Below are 17,363 nucleotides of genomic sequence, written 5' to 3'. Positions count from 1 at the left end.
CGCTAGTACGAGGACAGGGACGACAGCTGCGGCACGGACCCGACTTGGCTCATTTGGGGTTGAGGAAGATCATATTGACACGTAGACCAGAGCGTTTAGGTCTGCCGGGTCTCATTTTTCTGCACTAAGGGGGTGGGGTGCGGGGTAGCCGATTAGATTGATCTTTCGTGAGCCCCTACATCGGGACCGTCAAGACCGCTTCCGGCGCCACTGCTGTGCAGGTGGTCTACTCAGAACGTCGCGGATCAAAGCAGATGCAACATCTCGGCTCAGCCCACACGCCGGAGGATCTGGCTGCACTCAAAGCCAAAGCTCAGCGCCTGGTCGACGGTGACCAAATGAGCTTTGACCTGGGCGTGGACACCACCCCGGCTGGCACCGGGAGTGCGAATGCCCCAGTTCCGGTGACCAGTGAACGTGCCGGTCACCTGATCGAGGCGATCACAAGCGCATATCGGGTGCTGAGATTAGATGGGGCAGCTGGCTACGACGAGGTCTTCCAACACCTGGTGATGGCCCGGATCATCCAACCCGGCTCGAAACTGGACTCGGTCGAAACACTGGCCGAGGTCGGCGTGCGGTCCGCCAGCTACGCCACGATCAAACGCCACCTGCCGACCTACGCCACCACCGACTTCCGGGACCAGATCACCCAGGCATGCGCGAGGCACGCGGGCATCGGCCCCGGAGTCCTGGTCCTGTACGACGTGACCACCTTGTACTTCGAAACGGATGAGGCCGACGACTTCCATAAGCCCGGCTTTTCCAAGGAGCGCCGGCTGGAGCCGCAGATCACCGTCGGGCTGCTGTCCGACGCCCACGGCTTCCCGTTGTCGGTGGGTGCGTTCGAAGGCAACATGGCCGAAACGAGGACGATGCTGCCGATGATCCGAAGATTCCAGGAATCGTTCGATGTCGATGACATCACCGTCGTCGCGGACGCGGGCATGTTTTCTTCAGGCAACAAGAAGGCCATCGTGGATGCCGGACTGCACTACATCATCGGCACGAAGTTCAAGGACCTTCCCTACGTCATCGCCCAGTGGCGCCGCGACCACCCGGACCAGGACTACGAGGACAAACAAATTTGGGTCGAGGCTGATCGCACCGGACGCGGACCCGAGGGCACCCCACACCGGGTGACCTACTACCGGTACTCCTGGGACAGGGCCAGGCGCACTTTGAAGGGCATTGACGAGCAGGTCGCCAAGGCCGAGAAAGCCGTCGCCGGCAAGATCGCGGTCAAACGCAACCGCTTTGTGGACCTGAAGGCCCCGAACAAGCAGGTCAACTGGGCGTTGGTGAACAAGAACAAAGCCCTGGCCGGCATCAAAGGCTTTGAGACCTCCCGCACTGACCTGGAACCTGAGGAGGTCATCGGCGCCTACGGCCGATTGTTGAAAATCGAGAAGGCCTTCCGAATGTCGAAATCCGATCTGAAAGCCCGCCCGATCTACCACCGCACACGCGAGTCCATCGATGCCCACCTGACCGTGGTGATGGCCGCGATGGCCGTCGGCCACCTACTCGAGGAACGCTCCGGGCTGTCACTGAAGCGCCTGGTCCGCACGTTGAAAAAGTACCGCACCTTCGAACTGCAGATCGCCGGACAGACCGTCCACGCCGCATCCCCGCTACCCACCGACGTCACCGAGCTGATTCAGCGCATCAGCCCTGCCGACTGACTACCGCACTAAAATGAGCCAAGTCGGGACACCGAGCCGATCCTCCACGCCCGCCGCCGCGAGTTCAAGGAGCGCGAGGGCCTCCGGTAGGCCTAAAGCGCAACGAAAAGCCCCGGCCATAACGGTGCCCGGGGCTTTTCAACTGCCTGCCGACGGCCGCGCTAGTACGAGGACAGGGACGACAGCTGCGGCACGGAGGACCCGCCGGTGACCGCGGACGAGGGGCCCGACAGATCGTTGTAGCGGTCCAGATCCGTGGAGCCCTCCCACGGTGGGGTCTCGACGTCGAGCTCCGGGTTGATCTCGCCGCCGTCCATGCCGAAGCCGCGGGCCTGGATCGGCCAGAACTCCTTCAGAGCGTTGCTCCAGGCGTCCCAGGAGTGGGTGCCCGTGGTGGCGAAGTCGTAGTAGATGCTGTCGATACCGTGCGCGTCGGTGGCCTGTTTGAGACGGTGGGCACACAGGTTGGATCCGGCCTCGATCGTGAAGCCGACGGAGGAGCGGTCCTGGAATGCAGCGTCATCCGTGGGCGCGTTCGGCCCCAGGTAGTCGGCCGGTCCCACCAGCCCCGAAGCCGCGTAGACATAGAGGTTCGGCTGGTCGGCCAGCCGGTGGGCGTTGACGACGGCGTCCTGGTAACGCGAGTAGTCGGAGTTCGGCTCGCCCCACATCATCTCCGGGGTGCCGTTGCCGTTGTACAGCGTGGAGGCGATGCCGCGGCGGCCCACCCAGGAGTTGGTGTCGCCGCAACCTGACAACGAGGCCACCGAATCATAGAAACCGGGCCGGTGCGTCGCGTACAGCAACGCGGTCGTGCCCGACATGGACATGCCGATCAGGCTGCGCTGCCCGTCGCCCCCGATGGCGTCTTCGAGCGGTTCGGGCAGCTCATGGGTCAGGAAGGTCTCCCACATCTGCTTCCCGCCCTGATCCGGATGCTCCTCGAGCCAGTCGCTGTAGAAGCTGAAGGCACCGAGCATCGGCATGATGACGTGGATGTTCTTCTCGGAGTAGAAGTCCACCATGTTGCTGCGGGTGATCCAGTTCTCGTGCCCCTGGCCGCCGTCGGCACCGCCGAGGGCGTAGACCACCGGGCGCGGCTCGCTGAGATCCTCGGGCACGACCCACACCAGCGGAATCGTCCGCCCCATTGACGGCGAGTACGCGTTGATCTGCCGGATGCGCTCCCCGTCGACATGTGCCCAGGTCTCCAGCCGGGCGAGAATCTCCGGGTCCATGTCGAGCTCCGCTTTCGGCAGGTGGTCCCGGCCGTCGGGGAACATCGGGTTGATCTCCTGCGGCCTGTAGTCGGCGATGATGCCGTCGTAGACGGTGGCGTCGGAGGAACCCTGGGAGCTGAAGGACTTGAAGCGGTTGTCCGGCACCACGGAGGACAGACTGGAGGACGGCCCCTCCGGGCGGTCAGGGGTGTCGGCGGGGTTGCTCACCACATCCGGATCCATGCCGTGGTCCTGAGCGAGGGCCGGGGCGGCGGCGACCGGGGCGAGCAATGCCATGGCACTGAACACGGTGGTCACTGCGGTCGGCAGTCGGCGTGAATGGGGCAAAGGATCTCCTCGTATATTTCAGTGCAACTCCCCCATTCTCCCTGATCGCGATCATCGACCACAAGACGACAGCCGGGCGGTCAGGGCGGGGAACTATCCTGGGAGACAACGTCCTCCCCGCCCGCCGTACCGGAAAGGTCCTCCGCGTCATGGAACTACCCCACCCGAGCTCGCTTGCCGACGTCATCACCGACGGGATGATCGCCCAGGCGGACATCGACGCCGCGGTGCGGGCGAGTTTCGGCCCGGTCACCGGGGTGGAGTTCACGGGCCCGGCCCCCACCGCGCCCGGGCCGGAGGCGGATTCCGGGGAGCTCGACGCGCCGGTCGAGGTCCGCCTGCACGGACGCACCGGCGATCCGGTCCCGGTCCAGGGAGTGCGGCTGGCGGTCATCCGCGACGGCGTCTGGACGTGGGCCACCACCCGCACCGAGGGTTTCTCCATCCCGGAGCTACGGGAACCGCAGCCGGCCTCCGATGATCTCGTCCGCGCCGCCCGCACCCTCTTCGGCAATGTCCCGGTACTGCTGGCGCCCCACGATGACACGGTCATCTCCGTCATCGCGGTCACCGATCCCCCGCCCTCCGGCCCGCTGCGTTCCGCGTTGATCAGCGGTCTCAGTGCCCTGGACGAGCGGTTCGGCACCCGCCGCGCGCTGATGGGCTTCGCCGCCTTCCGCGGGCTGGGCTACTGGGAGGACGGGGAGACGGTCACGGTCGCCGACACTTCCGAGAGCGTCGCCCTGACGCTTCGCGACGGCCGCGTGACCGACATCGCCGGCGGCATGCGCCTCGACGACGTGCGCGCCGACGCCCTCTACTACTCCGCGGAGCACCAGCTGCTGCTCGACGGGCTGTTCCCCGGCACCCGGGTCACCGTCGACCTCTCCCGCGCCACCGCGGAGGTCACCTCCGATTCGCCCCGCCACGACGACGCGCTGCACGCCCGGGCGCAGGTCATCGCCACCGTCACCGGGGGGACCTGGACCTGGGCGTGGGCGGACCCGAACCTCACCGGTTCCCCGGCCGTCCAGCTGATCGGCGGACTCGAGCGCTTCGGCCTCGACCACGGCATCCCCGCGCTCTTCCGCCCGCACCTGCCCGCCGAGGAGGCCCACCGGCTGGGGCTGACGGACGTCGCCAAGCCGGTGACCGGCTTGTGGACCCACGCCGAGGTGCCGCTCAACCCGGAGACCACCGGCATCGTGTTGCTCGACGCGGAGGCGCTCCGCCTGCCCCCGCCCACCGCGCAGGCGCTGACCGCCACCCTGCACGCCCCGGCCGATCCCTCGCTCGACCTGCGGCGGGCGGTGGGCGCCTACGCCGGTTACCGCGGCGTCAGCCTCGTGCACGCCACCGACGGCGCGGTCATCCCCCTGCCCACCGCCGGCGAACGCGTCACCCTGACCTTCGGCCCCTCGGGTGTCACCGCGGAGATGGGGCGGGCGGACTAACCCGTCATCACCGCCAGCACCACGACGAGCGCCACCGGGGCGAGGAGTGCCGCGAGGATCCCCCAGGCCGCGGGGCGGGCGAAGTTGAACGTGGTCATGCTGCCGCCGTCCATGTCGATCACGGTGCGCTCGTCGTCGGGGTTGAAGTAGAACATCCCCCACTTCAGCCGCTCCCTGGGCTCATCCGGCGGATAGACCTCGTCGAGGTGTTCCCCGATGCGTTTCATCCGGACGAAGAACCAGCCGAGCAGGGCGATGATGCCGCCGATGAGCAGCACGGTCATCGGTACTCCGCCCAGCCATCCCAGCAGTGAGCCGGCGGTCGACGCCGCCATGAGGACGGCCAGCACGAGCATCAGGGCCCCGAGCGCCGGCTGCTGCAGGTTCGCACCCATCCGCCGCCGGTTGAGTTCGTGGGCGGTGCGCTTCGGGTAGCCGTCCGCGCGTGCCTGTGACTGGATCAGCGCCGCCGATCCCGCCCCGGCGGCCAACAGGATGACCGGCCCGAGGCCCACCAGGAGGAAGGCGGTTCCCAGTGACTTGTCCGTGAAACGGTCCGCCTCCCCGCCGGGACCCCAGTGCACCGGCATGGGATCGGGGATGGAGTCGAAATTCGCCCACACCGCCACCAGCGCCAGGACGGTCACCACCACGATCCCGCCGTACCAACCCCACGGGACCGGTCTGAGTTCCTCGGCCACCTGCTCCGTCACGAGAGCACGGCGCGGTACGGCTCCGGGTCGACGTCGGCGGTGTCCGCCGGGCGGAAGGCGGCGTCGCGGGTCTTGTCGACGAGCACGGCGCGCACGCCCTCGACGAAGTCGGGCTGACGGCGGATGACCTCGCCGAGCTTCTCCTCGTTGTCGAGCCCGGCGCGCAGGTCGGCGACGGTGCGGTTGGCGGCGAAGAGCTCGACCGTGGCCACGACCGCCGAGGGGCTCGCTGCGGCCATGAGTCCACGGACCTGCTCGACGAACCCGGGGTTGCCGTGGGATTGCAGGGCGGCGTCGATCCCGGCCCAGGTGTCGTGGCCGAAGGTGGCCTCGATGTCGTCGATCATGCCGGCGAGGGCTGATTTATCGGCGGGTACGGAGGCGTACTCCGCCAGGGCGGCGTCGATACCGTCGGTTACGACGGCGTCGATGAGCGCGGTGACGAGTTCGCTGTTGACGTGGTGGGTGGCTAGTCCGGACCAGAGCATGTCGGCCGGGGTGAGCCGGTAGCCGGTCAGCCCCAGGAAGGTCGCCAGCGCCGGGGAGGCCTGGCCGCGCGTGCCGGTCATGCGCTGGAACAGACACGACATCCCGACGTCGGTGACGTAGCCGATGGCCATCTCCGGCATGGCGGCGAAGGCCTTGTCCGTGACGATGCGGTGGGAGCCGTGGGCGGACACACCCAGGCCGCCGCCCATGACGACGCCGTCGATGATCGCGGCGTAGGGCTTGGGGTAGCCGGCGATCCCGTTGTTCAGCGCGTACTCGGTCCGGAAGAACTCGTCGACGCCCGTCTCATCCCCGGCGAGGATCTGGTCCCGGGCGTGGCGGACGTCGCCGCCGGCGCAGAAGCCCTTCGGCGAGTTCGACACGATGAGCACCTGGGTCACGCGGTCGTCGTCACGCCAGTCCGCCAGGGCGTCGGTGATGATGTCGATCATCTCGGGGTTGAGCGAGTTCAGCGCCCGTGGCCGGTTCAGCTCCAGAACTCCGGTAGCCTGTCGGACGGACACGAGTACGGGCTTATCAGTCTGCGCAGTCATAACGACAGTGTTACATATCACGCTCCCCTGTGAGCGGAAAGCTGGAAAGGACCCCCATGGACCACCGCCTCATCGCCCTCGACATGGACGGCACCCTGCTCGACGGCGACGGCACCATCCCGGAGGGCTTCTGGGACGTGCTCGCCGAGGCCCGCAGCCGGGGTATCACGCTGGCCCCGGCCTCCGGGCGGCAGCTGGTCACCCTGCGTGACATGTTCGGCGGTGAACTGGACCCCGGCACCTACATCGCCGAGAACGGCACCGTGGTGGCGCACCGGGGTGAGATCGTCTCCACCACCCCGCTGGATCAGGCTGCCGTGCACTCGGTGATCGACGTCGTGCGTGCCGCCGACACCGCGATGGACCTGGTGCTGTGCACGCCCACGATGGCCTACCTCGACCGGTGGTTCCACCCCGATTCCACCGGTGAGGTGGACAAGTACTACCACGCCACCGAGTTGATCGACGACCTGCACGAGCGCGTCGGCGACGACGTGATCAAGCTGGCGGTGTTCACCCACGACGACGCCGAGACCGTCGGCCTGCCCGTGCTCGAGGGGGCGGCGGGCGACAGCCACGTGGTGGTCTCCGGCAAGCACTGGATCGACATCATGAACCGGGAGGCCGACAAGGGCCGGGCGTTCACCGCCCTGCGCGGGGCCCTGGGCCTGGAGCGGTCCCAGACGCTGGCCTTCGGTGACTACCTCAACGACTACGAGCTGCTCACCGCCGCCGGCACCGCCTACGCCATGGACAACGCGCACCCGCGGATCAAGGAGATCGCGGACCACATCGCCCCGCCGAACACCGAGCACGGTGTGATCACCGTGCTGCGCGGGATGCTGGGGATGTAGGCCGAACGCCGCCGGCGGGTCCGGGCCCGGGTGCATAACTTGACGTAGCACTCGGGGCCGCCGGTGTATCAGCCCTGTTCAGCAGTTGGGGCGGCGTCGGAGAATACACCTCCGCCTGCGGCTCATTTCTCCCGCTTGCCGGCTTTCCCCGGTTTCTTCCCGCCGGACTTCTTCTTCGGGGCGTCCTTCTCCAGTTTTGCGGCGGCGTCGGGAACGTACCGGAACTCGTTGCGCGGTGGCCGCCGGTAGCCGCCGGTTGCGGCGGGGCGCTCCGGGATGACGGGCAGGGGCCGTTCGATCTTCTCGTAGGGGATCGTCGACAGCAGGTGGGAGATGACGTTGATGCGGGAGCGCTTCTTGTCCTCGCTCTCCACCGTGTACCAGGGGGACGAGGGGATGTCGGTGTGGATGAACATCTCGTCCTTAGCGCGGGAGTAGTCCTCCCACCGCGTGATCGACTCCGTGTCCATGGGCGAGAGCTTCCAGCGGCGCAGCGGATCCTCCAGCCGGGAGTGGAAGCGGCGCAGCTGCTCCTCGTCGGAGACGGAGAACCAGTACTTGCGCAGCAGGATGCCGTCCTCGACGAGCAGTCGCTCGAAGATGGGGGCCTGGTGCAGGAACCGGCGGTACTCCTGGGAGGTGCAGAAGCCCATCACCCGCTCCACGCCTGCCCGGTTGTACCAGGAGCGGTCGAAGATGACGATCTCCCCGGCGGTGGGCAGGCGCTCGACGTAGCGCTGGAAGTACCACTGCCCCTGCTCACGGGAACTGGGCTTCGGCAGTGCCTCGATGCGGCAGGTGCGCGGGTTCAGGTACTGGGTGATCCGCTTGATCGCCGACCCTTTGCCCGCGGCGTCGCGGCCCTCCATGATGATGACCACACGGGCGCCGGTCTCGACGACCCACTGCTGCATGTCGACCAGCTCCGCCTGCAGTCGCTTGAGCTCGGCCTCGTAGGCCTTACGGGACAGTTTCGACGGGGCGCTGCTCTGCCCGGACGGGTCTTTCTTGGCCATGGGACCGAGAATACCGCGCCCCGTGGTTGACGGAGGAAGCACACCGCCCGCCCGGAAGCTGTCCGGGCGGGCGGGGCACGATCACGGCCCGGGGATTTACTCCTCGACGCCGAATTCGGCCATGCGGTCCCACTCGGTCTTGCCCGGGATCTTGGTGTTGATGATCTGCGGGGTCTCGGTCAGGAGCTCCGGAAACATCTCGGTGGACTTGCGGAAGTGCTCGGACTCGACGTGGGCGACGTCGGCATCGTCCTGGAACCCCTCGAGGAGAATGTACTCGTTCGGGTCATCGGTGTTGCGGGCCCACTCGAAGAAGATGCAGCCCTGCTCGGCGCGGGTGGCCTGGGTGTACTCGTCGACCTTCTCGCGGAAGTTCTCGACGTACTCGGGACGGGGGCGGAATCGCACGTTGATCAAAATCATGTGTCCGAGTGTAGGCAAATTCCGGCGCAACCACCCTTCCCCGTGAAAACCCTCCCCTGCGTTCTCCCCCGAGGGCACGGTGGCACTCGTCACATCCGCTGGCGCAGCCCTGTCCGGAGTTTTAATCTATCGACCGATAGATATTTGATTCCGGCTCCCTCCCCGGAGGCGGAATCACCCCACCTGCCACGAAGGGAAATGACGCCATGGACACGAACCCCCAATCAGGGCAGGCGCCCGGAAGGATCGTCATCGCCGGCCTCGGACCGGTGGCGCACCGCTTCATCACCGCCCTCCTCGACCGGGCCCCGCAGACCGGGATCACCGCCATCACGGATGAGCACTCCCCCGCCTATGACCGCGTGCACCTGACCAGCTACACGGACAACTGGGACCGCGACGCGCTGATGTACGACCCCTACCCCGGCCACGTGGAGATCCGGAATGCCCGGGTCACCGCCATCAACCGGGAGGAACGCACCGTGGACTGCGATGACGGGGGCACCGTCGCCTACGACCACCTCGTCATCGCCACCGGATCCCGTGCTTTCGTCCCGCCGGTCCCGGGTGCGGACCTCGACGGCTGCTTCGCGTACCGGACCCTCGACGACCTCGACGGCATCCGTGCGACCGTCGACGCCGCGAAGAGCCGGAGCGGCCACCCCGTCGGGGCCGTCATCGGCGGCGGACTCGTGGGGCTGGAGGCTGCGGGGGCGCTGCGCGGCATGGGGGTCGAGTGCCACGTCATCCAGATCGCCCCCCGACTGATGCCGCAGCAGACGGACGAGGCCGCCGGTGCGGTCCTGGCCGGGCTGGTCTCCGGGCTGGGGGTGCACCTGCACCTGGACACCTCGACCACCGGCATCACCGCGTCCACCACCCGACCGGGTGGACTCGACCTGGAACTGGCGGACAGGAGGACTCCGCTGCCGGTGGACCTGGTGGTCTTCGCGACCGGCATCCGGCCCAACGACCAGCTGGCGGAACCGGCCGGGCTGCCCACCGGTGAGCGCGGCGGAATCCTCGTCGATGACTTCTGCGCCACCGTCGACCCGGACATCAGCGCCATCGGCGAAGTCGCCGCCGTGCACGGCCGCACCCACGGGCTCATCGGACCCGGCAACGCCACCGCCGACGTCCTGGCCCGCCGACTGACCGGCGAGGCCACCGAGGGACTGACGGAGCCGGATCTGTCCACCGAGCTCAAGCTGCTCGGCGTGGACATGGCCAGCTTCGGCGAGATCGAGGCCACCGGTGACCGGAAGGAACTCCTGATCACGGATCCGGTCGGCGGAACCTACCGGAAGCTCCTCCTGGACGCCGACGGCAGGACCCTGCGCGGTGGCATCCTCGTCGGCGACTCCTCCGGTTACAGCCTGCTGCACGCCCTCCTCGGCACCGAACTGCCGGCCGACCCGCTGTCCTTCCTCGTCCCCTCATCCTCTGCGGGGCCGGACGTGGGCGTGGCCGCCCTCCCGGCGAACGCCCAGATCTGCTCCTGCAACGCCGTGACCAAGGGCCGGCTCGTCGAGGCCATCGCCGACGGCGCGCACAGCGTCGAGGCCCTGAAGGGCTGCACCCGGGCCGGCACCTCCTGCGGTTCCTGCCTCCCACTGATGCGGAATGTGCTCGAGGCCGAGGGTATCGAGCAGTCACGGGCGGTCTGCGGGCATTTCCCGCAGACCCGCGCCGAGCTGTTCCAGATCGCGCAGTCCACCGGAGTCAGTTCGTTCCCCGAGTTCATCGCCCGCTTCGGGACCGGGCGCGGCTGCGAGGTGTGCAAGCCGACCCTGGCATCGATCTTCGCCTCGCTGGACACCGGCGAACACGTGCTCGGCGACGGCCGCGTGGCCCTGCAGGACACCAACGACCGCTTCCTGGCCAATATCCAGCGCAACGGCTCCTACTCCGTGGTCCCCCGGATGCCGGCCGGGCAGGTCACCCCGGAGCAGCTCATCGAGATCGGCGCGATCGCCCGCGAGTACGACCTGTTCACCAAGGTCACCGGGGCCCAACGCCTCGTCATGTTCGGCGCGCGCATGGAGGACCTGCCGGCGATCTGGTCCCGGCTGATTGACGCCGGCATGGAGTCCGGCCAGGCGTACGGCAAGTCGCTGCGCGCGGTCAAGAGCTGTGTGGGCACGGACTGGTGCCGCTTCGGCCAGCAGGACTCGGTGGCCATGGCCAATCTCCTCGAGCTGCGCTACCGCGGGCTGCGCAGTCCGCACAAACTCAAGATGGGGGTGTCAGGCTGTGCCCGCGAGTGCGCCGAGGCCCGGAGCAAGGACGTCGGCGTGATCGCCACGGAGAAGGGCTGGAACCTGTACGTGGGAGGAAACGGAGGCGCGACACCGCGGCACTCGGAGCTGCTCGCCAGCGAGATCGACGACGAGACCCTGATCCGCTGCATCGACCGGTTCATCGGCTTCTATGTGCGCACCGCCGACCGGCTGCAGCGCACCGCCCACTGGATAGAGGAGACCGAGGGTGGGCTCGACCATATCCGCGCCGTCGTCGTCGACGACTCGCTCGGCATCGCGGCCGATCTCGAGGCGTACATCGAGCGCCACGTCTCCAGCTACTCGGATGAGTGGAAGAGCGTGCTCGACGACCCGGAGAAGCTCTCCCGCTTCACCCCCTTCGTCAACGCGCCGGAGGAGAAGGACCGGACCATCCAGTTTGACCGGCACCGGGACGGCAACCGACTCGTCCCGCTGCCCATGCCGACCCTGCAAGGAGTGAACTGATCATGACCACCACCCTGGTGTCCCCCATCACCACCTTCCCCGCCGTCCGACTCGAGGCCGACCTCGGGGTCGCGGTGCTGCTGCCCGACGGCACCCAGATCGCCGTCTTCCGGATCACCGGTGACAGTGACTGCCCGGACTCCTGCTACGCCGTCGACAACATCGATCCGTTCACCGGTGCCGGGGTGATCAGCCGCGGCCTCGTCGGAGAGCACGACGGCGAGCCCACGGTGGCCTCTCCCCTGCTCAAGCAGGTGTTCCGGCTCACCGACGGCCGCTGCCTGTCCAACGAGTCGGTGCGGCTGCGGACCTGGGGGGTGGCCCTCGTCGGCGACGAGGTGCACCTGACCGCCACCTAACCGAACTCGCTGTTCCCCGCCATCCCGAGCGCCTCCTCCAGCAGCGGCTCCAGGCGGTCCACGTCGGCTACCGTGAAGCGTCCCGGGCCGGCGATGGCGGCGAACCCGTCGAGCATCGCGTCGCCGTAGTTGTGGCCGTGGCCGTCGGGGACGTTCTGGCTCACCGGCAGGTCGGCGGAGACCTGCAGGAAGGTGATGAACGGCAGCCACTGCATCGCCGGTAGGCGGTCGTGGCCGGCCGGCTCCTCCAGCCAGTCCGGTTCCCGCAGGATGAGCTGCGGGGTCCACCAGGCCACCGGGTCGGAGGGGTGCTGGACATACAGCATGCGGGTCGGCCCCCAGGCCTCGGCGGGTTCCCCCGCCCAGCTGCGGATCTGCTCCGTGTGGGCGGCGAAGCGCACGACCAGGCCGCCCGAGTACTCGGGAGCCACGGCGGGTGTACCCAGATCCCGGCGCTCGGTGAACTGGGTGTGCAGCGGGTTGAAGCGGGGCGGGCCGGTCAGCAGGATACCGTCGACGGAATTGGCGATGTCGCGCATGCCGGAGAACGCCGCCTCGATGCCGGTGGATCCCAGCGACTCGCCGTAGAGGTAGAGCTTCGGGCGGTCCTCCTCCGGCAGCGCGTTCCACCAGTCGACGATCGGGGTGACGAACTCCCGGCCGGCACCGCGCACCTCCTCCCCGCCCGCGAGGAAGTGCAGGGGCGAGGGCATGGCGGAGTACTGGGCGGCGACCACCGCGGTGTCGCCGCCGTAGAGCAGCTCGAAGGCCTGGGCCGTCTGCGGGTTGACCCAGCCGGTGCCGGTGGTCACGACCACGAGCATCGCCTCGCGTTCGGTGGCGTCGGTGCGCTCGAGTTCGTCGATGATCAGCCCGGCCCGCCCGGCGTCGGTGGGTTCGTTGCCGATGCCCGCGTACAACCGGATCGGTTCCTCGGCGGGGCGCCCGGTCAGCTCGGACAACTGGTCGGCGTGCAGCCCCTGGTTGAGGAAGCGCGCGCCGTAGGTGCCCACACCGTCCCAGTCGACGTGGGAGCCGGGGGAGGCGGAGCGCTCCGGGATGGTGGGCGGGACCGTCCCCTCCTCGGGGTCCGCATAGCGGGCGGAGAACACCCGCTCACCGATGCGCACGAGGGTGCCCGGGATGGCCTGCTCGACGACGAAGACGAGTGCCACGGCCACCGCGAGCCAGGCGATCACACCCCGGATTGAGGGCGTCAGGCGGTTCGGCACGCGGTTCGACAGCCAGCGGGCCAGCAGCCGCAGGCCGCGGCCGAGCAGGACCACGGCCAGAAACACCACGCCGCCGACGGGCAGGACCAGCAGGTACTCCCACAGGCCCAGCGCCCGCGCCCCGGTCAGTTCCGCGATGCCGCGTTGCCACCGCAGGGAGAAGATGACCATGCCCACCAGCCACAGCAGGCTGACGACGATGAGCGCGATCTCCAGCACCGCGCGGGTACGGTCGGACAGCTCCTCGAGATGGCGGTTCAGGCGGGGGCCGAGGCGGTCCCGCAGCCAGCGCACCCACACCGCGTGCAGGCCGGTACCCAGGCCGTAACCGATGCCGGCGGCCAGCCCGGAGACCAGGCCCTGGTAGAACCAGTCGCGCGGCAGCAGGGAGGGGGTCAGCCCCAGGGCGAACATGATCGTGGCGCCGATCAGCCCCCAGGGGTGCAGGTGCCAGCGGTTCCAGACCCGGACCCAGGCGGAGTCGCGGGCCACGGTTTCCCGGACCACGGTCGCGGAAGCGCCGGCACCGGCCATCAGTTCCCCTCCAGCTTCTCCCCCACCTCGAGCCACTCCATCTCGTAGCCCTCGCGCTCATCGTTGAGCTCCCGCAGTTTCGCGTCGAGTTCGGTGAGCCTGGCGGTGTCGAGGGCCTCCGCGGCGGCGGCCATCTCCGTGTTGAGCTTCTCGATCCTCGGATCCAGTTTGCTCATCTTACGTTCCAGGGCGTTCATCTGCTTGCGCAGTTCCCGCTCCTCCTGGGAACTCCGCCCCGATCCGGTGGGCTTGTCCGCCCGGCCGCCGTCCCCGGACTTCTTCTCCCCCAGGTCGAGCACACCACCGCCCTCGGCCTCGGCCATCTCCTTGCGGCGCTGAAGGTACTGCTCGATGCCGCCGGGCAGATTCGTCAGGTCGCCGTCGCCGAACAGGGCCCAGGTGGAGTCGGCGATGCGCTCGATGAGGTAGCGGTCGTGGGAGATGACCACCAGGGTGCCGGGCCAGGAGTCCAGCAGGGACTCCAGCTCCTGCAGGGTGTCGATGTCCAGGTCGTTGGTCGGCTCGTCGAGCAGCAGGACATTCGGCTCCGCCATGAGCACCCGGGTCAGCTGCAGACGGCGGCGCTCACCGCCGGAGAGGTCGCCGACGGGGGTGCGCTGGCGCTTGGCCGAGAAGCCGAGCCGCTCGGCCAGCTGGGAGGCCGACAGTTCCCGGTCACCGAGCTGAACATAGGTGGCCACCTCCTCGACGGCGTCGAGCAGACGCAGGCCCGGGTCGAGGTCGTCGAGTTCCTGGCGCAGCCAGCCCAGCCGCACGGTCTGGCCCTCGATGCGCTTTCCCTCCGCCAGCGGATGATCGCCGGCGAGGGCGCGCAGCAGGGTCGTCTTGCCGGAGCCGTTCACGCCGACCAGGCCGATGCGTTCACCCGGGGCCAGCCGCCAGGTGAGGTGGTCGACGAGCATGCGCCCGTCGGGGGATTCGATGCGGGCGTCCTCGAGCTCGATGACGACCTTGCCCTGCCGCTGCTTCGAGAAGGCCATCAGCTCGACCTTGTCGCGGGGGGCGGGGACGTCGGAGATGAGCGCCTCGGCGGCCTCGATGCGGTAGCGCGGCTTGGAGGTGCGCGCCGGTGCGCCGCGGCGCAGCCAGGCCAGCTCCTTGCGCGCCAGGTTCTGCCGGCGCTGCTCCATGGCGTCGGCCTGGCGGGCGCGTTCGGCACGCGCGAAGGTCCAGTCGTTGTAGCCGCCCTCGTAGATGTCGACGGTGCCGTCGTGGACCTCCCAGGTCCGGGTGGCGATGGTGTCGAGGAACCAGCGGTCGTGGGTGACCACGACGATGGCCAGCTTCCGGGACAGCAGGTACTCGGCGAGCCACTGCACGCCCTCGACGTCGAGGTGGTTGGTCGGCTCGTCGAGGACCACCAGGTCGAGGTCGCGCACCAGCGCGGCGGCGAGGTTGACGCGGCGTCGCTCGCCGCCGGAGAGCCCGCCGACCTTCGTATCCAGGCCGAGGTCCGCCACCCCGAGACCGCCGAGGACGTCGCGGACCTTGGCGTCGGAGGCCCACTCGTAGGTCTGCAGGCCGAGCGGGGCGAGCACGACGTCGGCGATGGTGTCTTCGTCGTCGAGTTCGGCGCGCTGGGTGACCACGGCCATCCGCAGGTCCGAGTTGTGGGACACGCGTCCCTCATCCGGCGGCTCGATCCCGGTCATGACCTCCAGCAGGGTGGTCTTGCCGCCGCCGTTGAGGCCGACGACGCCGATGCGCTCGCCGGTCTGGACGCCGAGGCTGACGCCGTCGAGGAGGGTCTTGAGCCCGAACGTCTTGGTGACGTTCTCGAGGTTGATGAGGTTGGTCATCGTGGTGGGTGGAGTCCTTAACTAGAGGTGGGTCAGGAGATCAGGTGGGCGCCGGCGGCGGGACCGTGGGCCACGGTGCCGGTGTAGGCCACTCCGGCGGCGATGAGGTCGTCGACGAGGTCGGCCGCCGCCAGTTCACTGTCGCACAGGAACGCGCACGTGGGCCCCGAGCCGGAGACGATCCCGGCCAGGGCCCCGGCGCGGCGTCCGGCGTCGAGGGTACGCCGTAGGTCGGGCCGCAGGGACAGGGCCGGGGCCTGCAGGTCGTTGGCCAGCACCGCCGCGAGCTGCCCGGGGTCGCCACTGGTCAGCGCCCTCGACAGCGGGGCGGTGTTCAGGGAGGGCGGTAGGTCGCGCCCCTCGGCGCGCAGATCGTCGAGCTTGCCGAAGACCGCGGGCGTCGACAGGCCCTCGGCGGAGAATACCAGCGCCCAGTGCCAGGTGCCGCGCGCCAGCAGCGGGACGAGCTGCTCGCCGCGCCCGGTGCCGAGCATCGTGCCACCGTGGAGGGTGAACGGGACGTCGGAACCCAGCTCCGCGGCCAGTTCGTGCAGGCCGTCGCGGCCGAGCGCGGGGACCTGCTCATCCAGCAGGGTGTTGGCGGCCACCAGCGCGGCGGCGGCGTCGGCGGATCCGCCGGCCATGCCCCCGGCCGTGGGGATGCCCTTGGTCAGGTGGAGGTCCACCGCCGGCAGGTCGAGCCCGCCGTGGGTGGCGCGCGCCGTGTCGACGACCGCGTCGACGGCCCGCCACGCCAGATTGCCCGGGTCGGTGGGTACCTTCGCGGCGTCGAAGCCGGTGACGGTCATCCCGCGGACGATCGAGCCTTCCGCGACCCGTTCGTCGTCGTGGACGGTCAGGGTCAGGTCGTCGTGGAGGCTCAGCGACTGGAAGACGGTGACCAGCTCGTGGTAGCCGTCCCCGCGCAGCTCGTCGACGCCGAGGTGCAGGTTGACCTTGGCGTGGGCGCGGGCGTGGATGGTGCGGGTCACCGGTCCACCCCCACCCCCGCCAGCCGGACGAAGTCGGCGACGTCGAGCTTCTCGCCGCGCAGCCGCGGGTCGATGCCGGCGGACTGCAGGGCCTCCTCGGCGGCCGCTCCGGAACCGTAGTGCCCGGACAGGGCTGCGCGCAGGGTCTTGCGGCGTTGGGCGAAGGCGGCGTCGACGACCGGGAAGACCTGGCGGCGGGTGGCGTCGTCGATGGGCCAGGGGGCCTCGCCTTCCGCGAACCGGTCGATGCGCACCAGCCCGGACTCGATGTTCGGCGCCGGCCAGAACACGTTCTTCCCGATCGCGCCGGCACGGCGGACCTCGCCGTAGAAGGCTGCCTTGACGCTGGGCACGCCGTAGACCTTGGAACCGGGGTCGGCGGCCAGGCGGTCGGCGACCTCGGCCTGGACCATGACGAGCACGCGCCGGATCGACGGGAAGGTGGCCAGCAGGTGCAGCAGCACCGGCACGGAGACGTTGTAGGGCAGGTTGGCCACCAGCGCGGTGGGCTCGCCCAGATCCCCGGGCGCGACCTTCAGGGCGTCGCGCTCCACGACCGTGAGCCGGTCGGCGAAGTCGGGCGCGCGCCAGGCCACGGTCGCGGGCAGCTCGGCGGCCAGGCGCGGATCGATCTCCACGGCGGTGACCTTCGCGGCCGTGTCCAGCAGGGCGAGGGTCAGGGAGCCGAGGCCGGGGCCGACCTCCACGACGTGGTCCTCGTCGGTCAGGTCGGCGGCGGCGACGATGCGGCGCACGGTGTTGGGGTCGTGCACGAAGTTCTGGCCGAGCTTCTTCGTCGGGGTCACGCCGAGCTTCTCGGCGAGCTGCCGGATCTCGACGGGCCCGAGGAGCTGGGCCGTGGGTTCTTCCGCCCCGGTGGTCGCATCGCTGGTGGTCATGTCTACCAATCTACAGTGCACGAA

General features: G+C 69.0%; 14 protein-coding genes. 5 read left to right on the top strand and 9 right to left on the bottom strand.

Annotation, left to right across the window (positions count from 1 at the left end):
- Positions 1-167: 167 nt before the first annotated feature.
- Entirely contained in the window at positions 168-1,685 is a 1,518-nt protein-coding gene (locus A605_RS04625; protein WP_042440057.1) for an IS1634 family transposase, read from the top strand.
- Between the two features lie 161 nt (positions 1,686-1,846).
- On the opposite strand, the gene A605_RS04620 is transcribed toward A605_RS04625, so the two are convergent.
- A complete protein-coding gene (locus A605_RS04620) occupies positions 1,847-3,202 on the bottom strand; it encodes an alpha/beta hydrolase (RefSeq protein WP_042440298.1) in 1,356 nt (451 codons plus the stop codon).
- A 200-nt stretch (positions 3,203-3,402) separates the two neighbouring features.
- On the opposite strand from A605_RS04620, the gene A605_RS04615 reads away from it, so the two are divergent.
- On the top strand, positions 3,403-4,707 hold the full coding sequence (locus A605_RS04615; RefSeq protein ID WP_015400340.1) for a DUF6882 domain-containing protein: 1,305 nt from the start codon (positions 3,403-3,405) through the stop codon (positions 4,705-4,707).
- On the opposite strand, the gene A605_RS04610 is transcribed toward A605_RS04615, so the two are convergent.
- The gene (locus tag A605_RS04610; protein WP_015400339.1) at positions 4,704-5,420 is read right to left on the bottom strand and encodes a DUF1648 domain-containing protein; all 717 of its coding nucleotides are present in this window, start codon (positions 5,418-5,420) and stop codon (positions 4,704-4,706) included. The two genes, A605_RS04615 and A605_RS04610, sit on opposite strands and share 4 nt — an antisense overlap.
- Positions 5,417-6,463: a 3-hydroxyisobutyryl-CoA hydrolase gene (locus A605_RS04605; protein ID WP_034991076.1), complete on the bottom strand. Its 1,047-nt coding sequence runs from the start codon at positions 6,461-6,463 to the stop codon at positions 5,417-5,419. Before A605_RS04605 ends, A605_RS04610 begins: the two co-directional genes overlap by 4 nt.
- Before the next feature lie 56 nt (positions 6,464-6,519).
- Here A605_RS04605 and A605_RS04600 point away from each other — a divergent pair, with 56 nt between their 5' ends.
- Positions 6,520-7,317 (top strand): Cof-type HAD-IIB family hydrolase, encoded by a 798-nt coding sequence (locus tag A605_RS04600; protein WP_015400337.1) that lies wholly within the window; start codon positions 6,520-6,522, stop codon positions 7,315-7,317.
- Positions 7,318-7,439: 122 nt separating this feature from the next.
- Here the strand turns inward: A605_RS04600 and ppk2 are convergent, their stop codons facing one another.
- Both ppk2 and A605_RS04590 read right to left on the bottom strand, forming a co-directional pair.
- The gene (gene ppk2, locus A605_RS04595) at positions 7,440-8,333 is read right to left on the bottom strand and encodes a polyphosphate kinase 2 (protein ID WP_015400336.1); all 894 of its coding nucleotides are present in this window, start codon (positions 8,331-8,333) and stop codon (positions 7,440-7,442) included.
- A gap of 96 nt (positions 8,334-8,429) precedes the next feature.
- A complete protein-coding gene (locus A605_RS04590) occupies positions 8,430-8,756 on the bottom strand; it encodes a putative quinol monooxygenase (RefSeq protein WP_015400335.1) in 327 nt (108 codons plus the stop codon).
- A 206-nt stretch (positions 8,757-8,962) separates the two neighbouring features.
- On the opposite strand from A605_RS04590, the gene nirB reads away from it, so the two are divergent.
- On the top strand, positions 8,963-11,503 hold the full coding sequence (nirB, locus tag A605_RS04585) for a nitrite reductase large subunit NirB (RefSeq protein ID WP_015400334.1): 2,541 nt from the start codon (positions 8,963-8,965) through the stop codon (positions 11,501-11,503).
- A gap of 2 nt (positions 11,504-11,505) precedes the next feature.
- On the top strand, positions 11,506-11,862 hold the full coding sequence (gene nirD / locus A605_RS04580; protein ID WP_015400333.1) for a nitrite reductase small subunit NirD: 357 nt from the start codon (positions 11,506-11,508) through the stop codon (positions 11,860-11,862).
- Here the strand turns inward: nirD and A605_RS04575 are convergent.
- From A605_RS04575 to rsmA, 4 genes are read right to left on the bottom strand one after another with little or no spacing between them, the layout of a single operon-like run.
- On the bottom strand, positions 11,859-13,628 hold the full coding sequence (locus A605_RS04575) for an alpha/beta hydrolase (RefSeq protein ID WP_015400332.1): 1,770 nt from the start codon (positions 13,626-13,628) through the stop codon (positions 11,859-11,861). The genes nirD and A605_RS04575 overlap by 4 nt on opposite strands.
- Positions 13,628-15,448 (bottom strand): ABC-F family ATP-binding cassette domain-containing protein, encoded by a 1,821-nt coding sequence (locus tag A605_RS04570; protein WP_015400331.1) that lies wholly within the window; start codon positions 15,446-15,448, stop codon positions 13,628-13,630. Before A605_RS04570 ends, A605_RS04575 begins: the two co-directional genes overlap by 1 nt.
- Before the next feature lie 32 nt (positions 15,449-15,480).
- Positions 15,481-16,440 carry a 4-(cytidine 5'-diphospho)-2-C-methyl-D-erythritol kinase gene (locus A605_RS04565; RefSeq protein WP_015400330.1) on the bottom strand — a complete coding sequence of 320 codons (960 nt, stop codon included), beginning with the start codon at positions 16,438-16,440 and terminating at the stop codon, positions 15,481-15,483.
- A complete protein-coding gene (gene rsmA, locus A605_RS04560) occupies positions 16,437-17,339 on the bottom strand; it encodes a 16S rRNA (adenine(1518)-N(6)/adenine(1519)-N(6))-dimethyltransferase RsmA (protein ID WP_015400329.1) in 903 nt (300 codons plus the stop codon). The genes A605_RS04565 and rsmA overlap by 4 nt, the downstream gene beginning before the upstream one ends.
- Between the last annotated feature and the right edge of the window lie 24 nt (positions 17,340-17,363).

Origin of the sequence: Corynebacterium halotolerans YIM 70093 = DSM 44683 (assembly GCF_000341345.1) — a bacterium.
Taxonomy (GTDB): Bacteria; Actinomycetota; Actinomycetes; order Mycobacteriales; family Mycobacteriaceae; genus Corynebacterium; species Corynebacterium halotolerans.
The sequence above is the reverse complement of the archived record's forward strand: the minus strand, read 5'-3'. Positions and strand labels throughout refer to the sequence as shown.